General features: G+C 49.2%; 11 protein-coding genes, 1 tRNA gene and 1 pseudogene. 7 read left to right on the forward strand and 6 right to left on the reverse strand.

Features of this window, described 5'->3' with window-relative positions; all coding sequences use genetic code 11:
• Positions 1 to 65 precede the first annotated feature (65 nt).
• Positions 66 to 141 (reverse strand) — tRNA-Val (locus tag ABYP33_RS15370).
• Between the two features lie 138 nt (positions 142 to 279).
• On the opposite strand from ABYP33_RS15370, the gene ABYP33_RS15375 reads away from it, so the two are divergent.
• The 3 genes from ABYP33_RS15375 (at position 280) to ABYP33_RS15385 (ending at position 2,874) form a co-directional block, all read left to right on the forward strand.
• Positions 280 to 405 carry a hypothetical protein gene (locus ABYP33_RS15375; protein ID WP_373092042.1) on the forward strand — a complete coding sequence of 42 codons (126 nt, stop codon included), beginning with the start codon at positions 280 to 282 and terminating at the stop codon, positions 403 to 405.
• A gap of 29 nt (positions 406 to 434) precedes the next feature.
• A complete protein-coding gene (gene queD, locus ABYP33_RS15380) occupies positions 435 to 791 on the forward strand; it encodes a 6-carboxytetrahydropterin synthase QueD (protein WP_373092043.1) in 357 nt (118 codons plus the stop codon).
• Between the two features lie 658 nt (positions 792 to 1,449).
• Positions 1,450 to 2,874, forward strand: a complete 1,425-nt coding sequence (locus ABYP33_RS15385; protein WP_373092044.1) for an OprO/OprP family phosphate-selective porin — start codon at positions 1,450 to 1,452, stop codon at positions 2,872 to 2,874.
• Positions 2,875 to 2,966: 92 nt separating this feature from the next.
• On the opposite strand, the gene ABYP33_RS15390 is transcribed toward ABYP33_RS15385, so the two are convergent.
• Both ABYP33_RS15390 and ABYP33_RS15395 read right to left on the reverse strand, forming a co-directional pair.
• The gene (locus ABYP33_RS15390; RefSeq protein WP_373092045.1) at positions 2,967 to 4,607 is read right to left on the reverse strand and encodes a SulP family inorganic anion transporter; all 1,641 of its coding nucleotides are present in this window, start codon (positions 4,605 to 4,607) and stop codon (positions 2,967 to 2,969) included.
• Positions 4,604 to 5,257 carry a carbonic anhydrase gene (locus ABYP33_RS15395; RefSeq protein ID WP_373092046.1) on the reverse strand — a complete coding sequence of 218 codons (654 nt, stop codon included), beginning with the start codon at positions 5,255 to 5,257 and terminating at the stop codon, positions 4,604 to 4,606. Before ABYP33_RS15395 ends, ABYP33_RS15390 begins: the two co-directional genes overlap by 4 nt.
• A 105-nt stretch (positions 5,258 to 5,362) precedes the next feature.
• Here ABYP33_RS15395 and ABYP33_RS15400 point away from each other — a divergent pair, with 105 nt between their 5' ends.
• The 4 genes and pseudogenes from ABYP33_RS15400 to ABYP33_RS15415 all read left to right on the forward strand — a co-directional run bounded on the left by ABYP33_RS15400 (position 5,363) and on the right by ABYP33_RS15415 (position 7,601).
• Entirely contained in the window at positions 5,363 to 6,319 is a 957-nt protein-coding gene (locus ABYP33_RS15400) for a hydrogen peroxide-inducible genes activator (protein ID WP_373092047.1), read from the forward strand.
• Positions 6,320 to 6,882: 563 nt separating this feature from the next.
• Positions 6,883 to 7,089 carry an alkyl sulfatase dimerization domain-containing protein gene (locus ABYP33_RS15405; protein ID WP_373092052.1) on the forward strand — a complete coding sequence of 69 codons (207 nt, stop codon included), beginning with the start codon at positions 6,883 to 6,885 and terminating at the stop codon, positions 7,087 to 7,089.
• Positions 6,998 to 7,210: pseudogene (locus tag ABYP33_RS15410) on the forward strand (alkyl sulfatase dimerization domain-containing protein); the annotation flags it as partial. The gene ABYP33_RS15405 and the pseudogene ABYP33_RS15410, both read left to right, overlap by 92 nt.
• A complete protein-coding gene (locus ABYP33_RS15415; RefSeq protein WP_373092048.1) occupies positions 7,158 to 7,601 on the forward strand; it encodes an alkyl sulfatase C-terminal domain-containing protein in 444 nt (147 codons plus the stop codon). The pseudogene ABYP33_RS15410 and the gene ABYP33_RS15415, both read left to right, overlap by 53 nt.
• Before the next feature lie 40 nt (positions 7,602 to 7,641).
• Here the strand turns inward: ABYP33_RS15415 and ABYP33_RS15420 are convergent, their stop codons facing one another.
• From ABYP33_RS15420 to ABYP33_RS15430, 3 genes are all read right to left on the reverse strand, one after another.
• Positions 7,642 to 8,823 carry an iron-containing alcohol dehydrogenase gene (locus ABYP33_RS15420; protein WP_373092049.1) on the reverse strand — a complete coding sequence of 394 codons (1,182 nt, stop codon included), beginning with the start codon at positions 8,821 to 8,823 and terminating at the stop codon, positions 7,642 to 7,644.
• A gap of 239 nt (positions 8,824 to 9,062) precedes the next feature.
• Positions 9,063 to 10,082 (reverse strand): medium chain dehydrogenase/reductase family protein, encoded by a 1,020-nt coding sequence (locus ABYP33_RS15425; RefSeq protein ID WP_373092050.1) that lies wholly within the window; start codon positions 10,080 to 10,082, stop codon positions 9,063 to 9,065.
• A 42-nt stretch (positions 10,083 to 10,124) separates the two neighbouring features.
• Positions 10,125 to 10,736, reverse strand: a 612-nt coding sequence (locus ABYP33_RS15430; RefSeq protein WP_373092051.1) for a c-type cytochrome, incomplete at its 5' end; no start/stop codon positions are given.

Below are 10,736 nucleotides of genomic sequence, written 5' to 3' on the forward strand. Positions count from 1 at the left end.
CTCCGGCGTGACAGGCCGGCATTCTAACCAACTGAACTACCGGTCCGCATACTTTTACACGATAATGGTGGGTGATGACGGGATCGAACCGCCGACCCTCTGCTTGTAAGGCAGATGCTCTCCCAGCTGAGCTAATCACCCTTCTCATCAATCGAGTGAGGCGCATTCTACAGCAAACTCCCCCCCTGTCAAACACTCTGGGAAAGTTTTTTACATTTTATTTAAAAAAAGCCTATAACACTGATTTTGCTCATTTTTTATACAGAAAGCAGTCGCTAAGTGGCACTCAAAAACTCATTACCGAGTACCGAACAAGCAACAAGCTGTACACCGCTGCCGGAGCTGATTACCATTGGCGCAAATTTGGCGCAGCATATTCGCACCCCAGCCACCGCCACCTATTAACTACCCATTAAAGTTGCCCGGAGCCCCACGTGGAAATATACAAAGACTTCACCTTTGAAGCGGCCCACCTACTCCCCAATGTTCCCCAAGGCCATAAATGCGGGCGACTTCACGGCCATAGTTTTTTAATCAGGCTCTATATAGCCGGTGAGATTGATCCACACACGGGCTGGCTGATGGACTTCTCCGATATCAAGCAAATATTTAAGCCAATATACGAGCAACTGGATCACAATTACTTGAATGACATACCAGGCCTCGAAAACCCAACAAGCGAAAATCTCGCTATTTGGGTTTGGCAGCAATTAAAACCCATTTTGAGCGCACTAAGTCAAGTCGAAGTACGAGAAACCTGCACCAGCGGCTGCATTTACCAAGGCGAGTAGCACTTTAAGCCTGCGCCAGCGCCGATCATAACGGAGCACCACGACCATATAAGAGAAAATACGTAACACGTTACATTACTAAACTCTTGACGTAACACTTATTCACAGATAGGGGTGAGCAGTCGCAAATCCATTACTTAAGCAGCAATATTTAATACATATACTCCAAAACACACATAACTTGTTGTATTTTATATAATTTATTAAAATGACTATTTTTTGAACAATTTGTTAAAGCCCCGATACGCTCTCCCTTTCAAGGCAGAACCTACAAGTTACCCACCAAGTTATCCACAAATACTGTGGACAACCCAGGGCGAATATTCATTAACGAGGCGTTACCATAGGAAAAACGTTAGGTATGCTCCCAAACTCAAAATCAGCGTGTAAATGCAATATTTTTGCGCACTATTATTACTGCAATAACCGAAATATATCTTTACCTTAGCAACCAATTAGCCTATGGGGCGAAACAAGCAATTCGATGACATATTAATGTAGCATCGTCGTCACAATTATGTCGTATTGTCACATTTTTGTAACAAATCGGCCCCACAATACCCTCGATCCAAAAGGTCGCGTTACTAGAATTCAGATTCACGACATTAATAGAAGACAAGATCAATTAATCCATTTAGCTTTTTGCGGAGAGACATCCATGAAGCGTCTGTTATTACCAGCAAGCATCCTACTCGCCAGCGGCGCCCAGCTAGTCCACGCCGACCTAAGCGTGAGCGACAAAACCTCTGCCCAAAATACCGCGCAAGTACAATCTGAACTCAAGCTTTACGTCGACCGCGAATCCAAACAAGTCTTCACTCAGCCAGGCGTCAACAGAATTCAGCTCGGCACGTTTGAGCCAATAACAGAAGAAACTAAGCGCTCAAGCACGACATCCACTGCTGAGGTCATTAATAAAGGCTTAGTGGTATCCTCAAAAAATGGCGATTTCACCATGAATCTCGGTGGACGCATTCACGCAGACAGTACCACCCACATGAACGATGATCTGCAAAAGCGCAGTAACGGCGACCCAGCGCAAGCCGTCTCTGGCACCGAGCTTCGTCGCGCGCGATTGGCACTACGCGGCAAATTCAATCGTGAATTTTCTTATAATATAGAAGCAGATTGGGGCGGCAACGGCGTCTCCCTGAAAGACGTGCTAGTGGCATATGACGCCACCCCCAATCTAGAGATTACCGTTGGCAACCAGAAACACTCCGTCAGCATGGAAGTCGAAGAAAGCTCAAACGACATTATGTTTAACGAGCGCTCACTGCTCTCGGCACTCACCCTGCCACATTTTGACCGAGCGATGGGTATTAATGTCAAAACAATGGGGCAGAACTGGTCGCTCAAAGGCGGTGTCTACGGAGACGCCGTTTCAGCCAGTGGCGACGGCGCCGATGAGGGTGGCGGTTTCGGGGTTAGAGGAACTTTCGCTCCCATTAACGATTCAGGGCAATTACTGCACCTCGGCGCCAGCCTTGGCCTACGCAAGGCCAATGACAATAACAGCCTGAGCAATGGCAAAACACCGCGCTTGCGCTACGAAACCACCAATATGTCTGATCTATACCTTAGTGATACAGGCAGTATTGCTGGGTTTGAAGAAATCCAACTAACGGGGTTTGAACTCGCCGCCATGCTTGGCCGTTTCTCAGCACAAGCCGAATTAGGACAAGCGGATATCCAGCGCGACGGCGGATCAGACTTACGCTTTAACGCCCACTACCTCCAGCTTGGCTGGACATTAACTGGGGAAGCACGCAGCTATAAAGGCTCAGACGGCGAATTCAAAATGCTCAAACCCCGCAATAATTTTGATCTATCGCAAAATCACTGGGGCGCCTGGGAGCTTGCTTTACGTCTTGATGAGGTGGACCTTGAAGATGGCGATATCCTAGGTGGCAGCCAGCAACGTGTTAGCCTCAACCTAAATTGGTATCTCAACGCCAATCTACGCATACTGTTCGGTTACAGCCGCGCCTACGATGTAGCGTCAGGCCCAGCCATTCAAAACAGCGGTAGCGAAGCCGATAATATCGATGTTGTGGCCTTCCGTGCACAGATGGCACTATAAAAAAGGCGGCCTCACTATGAGGCCGCCTTTTTAGTACTTTCACTTTAAGCAAATATTTGCGGGCGGACTAATAGCTGCCCGCTGCCAAGTCTTCACATAACAGGCACACCCGTTACTGTATCCAAACTACCTACCTCGTCCGACTTAACTACCGCTGCAGCGGCCCTCAATGCCTCTAAGCGCGTCGCAAAGACACCATCGCCCGGAACACCACTGTTCATACCCGCTAGCACATTCTGCACATCGGCATTCATACCCGCCAAGTACAGTAATTTATGACTACCCGCTGCGTCACTCGCAATGGTTTCGACAGCCAATACCGCAGACACATCGAGAAATGGAACACGGGAGAAATCAAGTATAAGCACTCTTGCCCCGACGTCACTGTGCTCCCGCACGTGATGACCAAGGTCTGCAGCGGCACCAAAACTTAACGGGCCGCTAAACTCAAATAATGCCACTCGATCTCCACACTCCGCCAAACACGCTTTTTCCACATCAGACTCAAGATGCTCTGGCGCGTTTTTCAGACTAGCGATCTGCAATTGGCCAACTTGCTTCACAAACGCCAATGCAGCCAATACCACACCCGCTGCCACTGCGGTAATCAAATCGACAAACACCGTCAGCGATAACACCAACAGCATTAAGGCAAGGTCCCAGCGCGGGCCATGATTTGCACGCTTGATATAGCTCCAGTCGATAATATCTAAACCAACTTTCACCAAAATACCCGCTAACACCGCCAGAGGAATATTCGAGGCCAGTGGCCCCAGACCAAGCACGATGGCGAAAAGTAATAAGGCGTGAACCATCCCCGACAAACGGGTACGACCACCAGAGCGAATATTCACCACCGTGCGCATGGTTGCACCAGCACCCGCAATACCACCTATCAAACCTGCTACGGTATTACCAATGCCTTGACCAATCAGCTCTCGATTACTGTCGTGGCGCTCACGGGTCATATTGTCTGCTACCAAAGATGTCAGCAAACTGTCTATTGAACCTAGCACCGCCAAAATGAACGCTGCTTCGAGGATCAGCAAGGCTTTACTTTGTTCAAAGACCGGCCAATGAATACTCGGTAGCCCTGACGGAATCTCGCCAAGCACCGGCACTTCGAAAAGGAAAAAGGCAATTAAGGTACCCGCGATCAGCGCTGCAAGCGGCCCAGGCAAATATTTACCCGCCCGAGCTGGCCAAAAAAACACCAGCGCCAAGGTACCCAAACCGAGCGCAAGATTAGCGAAATTGATATCCATCACCGCATTTGGCAGCTTCGCTAAAGCACCCAGTGGATTTCCTGGCGAATCATGCCCCAATAGTGGCCCCAGCTGAAGAATAATAATTATGGCGCCAATCCCAGTCATAAACCCCGAGATTACGGGGTAGGGAACTAGGCGGATGTATTGGCCAACACCAAGAAAGCCAAAGACAATCTGCATTACTCCCGCCAACATTACTGTAGTGAAAATCAGCGCAGCATCACCTGACAGGCTGGCAAACAGCCCCGCCAGCACCACCACCATTGGGCCTGTTGGGCCGGAAATTTGCGAATTGGTACCACCAAACAAGGCGGCAAAAAAGCCGACTGCAATCGCGCCATAGATACCCGCCATTGGCCCCAAACCCGACGCCACACCTAGCGCCAAGGCCAGCGGCAGCGCCACCACCCCAGCGGTAATACCGCCGGTAATATCGCCCATGAAATTGTCGCGACTTAACTTCATACTGCCACTCCATGTTCGGCAAATAAATCGCTGTAGGCTGAATCCATTAGTTCAAACTGTTGACGCTCGTCGTTGTAGCACTCCACCTCACCACTGGCAATATTGTAAATCCAGCCATGCAGGCGAACTTTTCCACTTGCCAGCTTAGCTGCCACGGCCGCATGAGTGCGCAGATGCTGTAGCTGCAGGAGAACATTTTCTTTGGAGACTTCGTCTAAGTGACATTTATCAACATGGCCATGGCGCTCTTTTACAATCTCCCGCGCCGCTCGACAGTGTCCCAACCATTCTTTAACATGCGGCAAATCTTCTAAGGCACCGGGATCAATTGCGCCCTTCATCGCACCACAATCACTATGCCCACACACCACAATGTGCGACACCCCAAGAGCAGCAACAGCGAACTCTATTGATGCAGTCATCCCACCAGTGTGATTGCTATGAGGCGGCACTACATTGCCAGCATTTCGGCAGATGAACAAATCCCCTGGCTGGGATTGAGTTAACATGCCTGGGTCGATGCGTGAATCCGCACAGGTAATAAATAACACATCCGGATTTTGGCCATTCGCTAATTTGCGAAACGCGGTTTCCTTTGTCGGATAAACGTCCTTTTGAAATTTAGCGACACCCTGAATAAGCTCTTCCACAATTACGTCCTCATTAGTAAACAACCTAGAATCAATATCAACTTGATTATCCTTTGATAGCTTAATAACAAAGTATAGTATATTCTGATATCTTAATATTATCAGGTGATAGGTGAAATTGTGACATCAAAAATAAATTCACCCAGCATAAAGCAACTAAATTATTTTGTTGCAGTAGCAAAACACGCAAACTACCGACGCGCCGCTGAAGAACTCGGAATGAGTCAGCCCGCCCTCACCAACCAAATAGCGATTCTTGAATCTACGATCAATACTCCGCTCTTTGAGCGCTCCCGAGCGGGCACCATACTCTCTCCTAGCGGCCGAGATTTACTTGACGCAGCTCGTCAAGTTTTACTCAGCATGAAAGAATTTGAGGAGATGGCCGCAGCCAAGACCGATGGTCATCAAACAACATATCGTCTCGGTGTACCTCCTACCGTTGGCCCGTATTTACTACCGCATGTATTACCGGATTTGCATGACCTCCATGTGAATTTAAAGCTATACGTTCGCGAAGCAACCCACCGCGAGTTACAAAAAGATTTATTAGATGGTGTCTACGACTTAGCTATCGTTCCGCTGCCGCTAGCCATTCCGCAACTTGCGATGGCGCCATTATTTATTGAACCATTAAAATTTGTGGTTCCCATAAAGCACTCCTTAGCCGGCCAGAAGAATATTACGCCAAACAAATTACGAGGCGAAAAAATATTGACTCTAGAAAAAAAGCATCATTTCCATTTACAGGTACAAGAAATATGTGAACGCTGGGGCGCAGACATTCAGCGAGATTACGAAGGCACCAGTTTAGATACATTGAGGCAGATGGTGGTAATGGGAATGGGAGTGGCTTTCTTGCCTGGTTTATATGTACATTCCGAAATGCACAACCCAGAAGCACTTCACGTTTGCGAATTACATAATATTTCAATTCTACGAAAACACGCGTTAGTATGGCGACCTAACTCCCCGAACAGGGTATTCTATCGAGAGTTAGCCGCCGATATCCGCGCAATCATAAACCAGCGGCTACCCGGTATTATTGTTACTACGCGCTAACGTTAACGTATGGCAGGAGCGCACTAGACTATAACAAGCAATTAATCGCATATTGAAATGTAGATCCATCGCGAACTCAATAATACCTAAGGCCATATACGCTTAGCAGCTTAAATTGCAGCACAGATACCACATAAACAAAACCTAAAGTTTATTAAAACATAGACCTAATATAATTACTTGCTGCTGGCCTTCCCGCGCCCACAATAGAACGCATTACTGTTATTTATCATCGTTTGTCTGATTCAGCCCACTGAAATTGACCACCCTGCGAAAAACCGTGCAGACAGTAAAATAAAAGGTTGTCCAGGCAAACATTCATAAACTTTGCCGCGCACAAGGCCTAGCAACACTTACGCTATAATCGCTTGTTTTGTCTTGCCACGTGCTTTCGTGGCACACCCGAAAACATTGAAACTGACCGTGAACAATCGATTAGGGTATCTTTAAACTTGCTTACACCGCGCAAAATATGTCCGTAATCGGTGAAGATTGACAATACCTATGAAGTATATCAATGACCAAGCCCTGCGACTCGCATTCAAGGGCTATACCCCAGCGAAATTGCCGAACAACTAGAGCGACCCAAAGCGCTGCAGCTCAGCTTCTCCAATCGCGACTATTACGGCAGCCTGCGTCACAATGCCCGCGCCGTACATCAACGCTACTTAGATTGGTATGACGGCAATCCCGCCGACCTCAACCCCTCCCACCAGAACAGTCTGCACAGCGCTATGTCTCTGCGATGGGTGGCGCCGAATAGGTATTAACACAGGCGCAAAAGCCTTCGATAACGGCGAATATCGCTGGGCAGCAACACCGCTAAATTATTGGGTCTTTGCACACCCAAGCAATACCGGAGCCAAAACGCTATTGGCCAACAACCACGACCAGCACAGTCGATCCGACGCTAGACCGGGATATGATCAAGTACGCAGCGCGATCAAATTTCTTAGATGTCATGGCAGCAAAGTTGAATATCGAAGAAGCGGAAGGAATAGAGGTGACGATCAATTTCACCTTTACTGACCTGCACGAGAATCATGTTCTGCTACTAAAGCACGAGGTCCTGCATCACACCAAGGCTCCTGCGGTATCGAATCCCAATGCCACACTTAAAATCAGCCACGATATGTTTTTAGATTTGCTACTGGACAATGCATCGCGTAAAAAACTGATATTTTCCGATCAACTGTCTATCGAAGGCAGCAAATTTGGCTTGGCGCACTTTTTTGCGCTGCAAGACAAACCCCAAGACGTGTTTGAGATCGTCCGCCCTTAAATACTAGCAACCTAGGCCTGCCAAGGCAGGCCGCCCCCGATTAAGCTGGCAGTATTTTACGAACGATCGCCTCGCACTCTTCCTTACGCATGTATTTCGGCACCGGGTATCCGTACAGGCCATGAGATTCTTTCAACGCGCGCCGTGCTAACTCTTCAACCATCTCTGGTTTAAGCGCATCACTGCTTGTAGGGACACCAATGCGCGCCCCTAAAGATCGAACAGCCTCGACCAAATTTTTGGCGCGTTCTAGGTCAGAATCAGCATCACTACCAATATCCGCAGCAGCGGCAATACGCGCCATTTGCGGCGCCGCCGTGTCACAGTAAAAATCCAATACATGGGGCAGAAACAAGGCATTGGCGAGCCCATGAGGTATATGACACAACGCCCCTAGCTGATGAGCAAGACCGTGAACATAGCCGACATTGGTAACCGTAAAGGCCGCACCGGCATAACAACTCGCTACGGCCATCGCCTCTCTTGCCTCAAGGTTCTCTCCGTCGTTTACTGCGGTTTCTAAATACCGAAAAATCATTGCCGTTGCGGCAAGAGACTTTTTCAAGGTTTCCTCGGTCGCTTCGGTTGCCAACGAGGATTCAATCGCATGGGTTAAAGCGTCTATACCAGTCGCGGCGGTTATTGCCGGCGGCAATCCCGTCATTAAGCTTGCATCCAAGGCGACAGCATCGGGCACCAGTTTCGGGTCGACAATAAAGCATTTTGTGCTGTTTGCTGCGTCCGTAATCACCGACACCATTGTCGCCTCCGAACCGGTGCCCGCCGTCGTTGGAATGCAATATAATGGCAGCCCCCGCTTGGCCACTTTAAAGAAGCCTTGCATTTTACTAGGCAGCTGCCCTGATCCTGCGCTAATCGCAATAACTTTAGCTGCGTCCAACGATGATCCACCACCGATCGCTAACACGGCGTCACAACGCATTTTCTGACAGAGCGTAATGCCACCCTCGACCTGCGAAAAATCCGGGTCTGGTAGAATCGCATCATAAATTTCCACCGCAACGCCGATCTTTTCTAACTCCGCAGTAACCCGACCCACAAGCCCAAGCTCGACAAGCACACTGTCGGTGACCACTAAAACACGTTTACACGAAAATCGACCAATTGCCGCGCACAGCGCAGTGGCGCTTCCTGCGCCGCTATAGATCATGGGCGACGGCACACTAATGAATTTCATGGTGATATGGCTAAGTACCGCCATTATTCGACTGTATAAGACTATTAGAAAGTGCACGTGGTATCCCCATATTGACGGTGACAACATAGTACAGCACGACTGCCTTTCCTCAAAGCGGCGACATATAGCTACATCACAGCGGCGGTTGCGAATTCACCTGTCTCTATTAGCAGCCTGTTTAGACTCAAGAACACAGCCATGAAAAAGCCCCACTAACCATGGCTTAGCAGGGCTTCTGGCTATATTCGCTCATTTCTTGGCGGTTATAGCGTGCAATCCAGCACAACCTTGCCGACGATATCACCACAATCCAAGCGGCGATGGATCTCCACAACATCCTCTAAGGCAACGCGCTCGGCAATAGCTGGATGCAATTTTCCTTCCGCCAGCAGATTGAACAGCGCGCCAAGATCCTCATTAAAGTCGCTTGGATGCCGCTGACGGCGAGTTTGAATATTATAAAAACCGGAGGATTTTCCATCTGGCAATAGCCGCCACAGCACAAGTAATTTACTAAAGCCAAGTAACAACTGCGGCACCGTCTCTTGTCCTGTGGTCAACTGCAAGGCGCCAAACGCGACTAGGCGACCACCTTTGCGCAGACAGCGATATGACAGCGACCAACTTTGGCCGCCAAGCGTGTCAAATACGGCATCTACCCCACCCGGCGCTAATTCAGCAACACGCGCGCCAACATCTTCATTGCGGTAATCAATAAACTGAGCGCCCAAGCCTTCAATTAAGGCTTTTTTCGCTTGGGAGCCACTGCCAATCATTTCCAAACCAAGTAACGCGCCTAGCTCCAGTAAGGCGCTGCCAACAGCACCGCCAGCAGCGTGCACGAGACAGCGCTGCCCCGGTACCAAGCTAAGCTCGCGGGTGAGCATTTGATAGGCCGTGGTATAGGACAAAATCATGCATACTGCTTCTGCGGGGTCTAAGCCGGGCGGTGCCGCAACAAGCTGCTTAGCATCAACGCAGAGATATTGAGTATAACCACCAATGACCGGCATATCGGCCACAAACTGCCCCACCTGCAAATCGCTTACGCCTGACCCGAGCTTATCGACGATACCAAACCAGTCGTAACCCGGCGTAAACGGTGGTTTCTTTTTTACGCCCGGATATTGACCCTGGCGAATAATCGTATCGGTGAAGCCCGTGCCAGCACTGAGCACCTTAACCCTTACTTGCCCGGGTTCTGGCTCCGGTAAATCTGCCTCGGTCACAAGGCGCAGGACGTCAGGTTTACCAAAAGCGCTAAGCGCTACTCTTTTATACATAATTCCCTCAAATCCGACACCGCAACGCTAAGGTCGGCAAACTTACATCAACCAAGCAATGAAATTGGCAAGCAGTGAAAAGAACCAGGTTTTAAGGCCCTTCCACCGATCGGATTGCGCTCTTAACTCTTTGTCGACATTCGCACGCTCTAAAATAAAAGCGTGTATTGCGTAAGCATCATCCTCGCTCAGCACCTCACCAAAGCCGACCATACCCGCTTTACTCATAATCCCATCCAGTACAATGGCATTAAAACTATTATGAAATGCGGCCGGTAAATGACGCAGATCGGGAATCGCGCCATTAGAAATGGCTTCCGTACCATGACAGGCATTGCAGTAGGCGTAATAAAGATTACGGCCTTTCTCCAAAATTGCCTCATCAGTGGTAAGACGTGGTGGTGGTTCATGCAATTGCTTGAGCGGGTTTTCAGGTAGCACGCCATTGCCACCCAGCTTAAAGGTCAGTACTCGACTCGGTGGCGGGGTCACTTCGCGCTCCAAGCCCGCAATCAAGCCAAAAGCGCCGCCCCATCCGGCAAGAATAGTCACGTATTGCTCGCCATCAACGGTATAGGTCACCGGTGGCGCCATCACGCCGGTTTTTGCCGGAAATGACCAAAGCTTCTCGCCGTTATCCGCGCGGAAGGCCAG

The sequence above is a fragment of the Zhongshania sp. genome, from assembly GCF_041584495.1.
Classification (GTDB): domain Bacteria; phylum Pseudomonadota; class Gammaproteobacteria; order Pseudomonadales; family Spongiibacteraceae; genus Spongiibacter.

What these genes read in the sequence shown, in the direction of transcription:
- ABYP33_RS15385 (WP_373092044.1), top strand. Translation starts at nt 1,450, where the DNA reads ATGAAGCGTCTGTTATTACCAGCAAGCATCCTACTCGCCAGCGGCGCC.
- ABYP33_RS15390 (WP_373092045.1), bottom strand. Translation starts at nt 4,607, where the DNA reads ATGAAGTTAAGTCGCGACAATTTCATGGGCGATATTACCGGCGGTATT.
- ABYP33_RS15420 (WP_373092049.1), bottom strand. Translation starts at nt 8,823, where the DNA reads ATGGCGGTACTTAGCCATATCACCATGAAATTCATTAGTGTGCCGTCG.
- ABYP33_RS15425 (WP_373092050.1), bottom strand. Translation starts at nt 10,082, where the DNA reads ATGTATAAAAGAGTAGCGCTTAGCGCTTTTGGTAAACCTGACGTCCTG.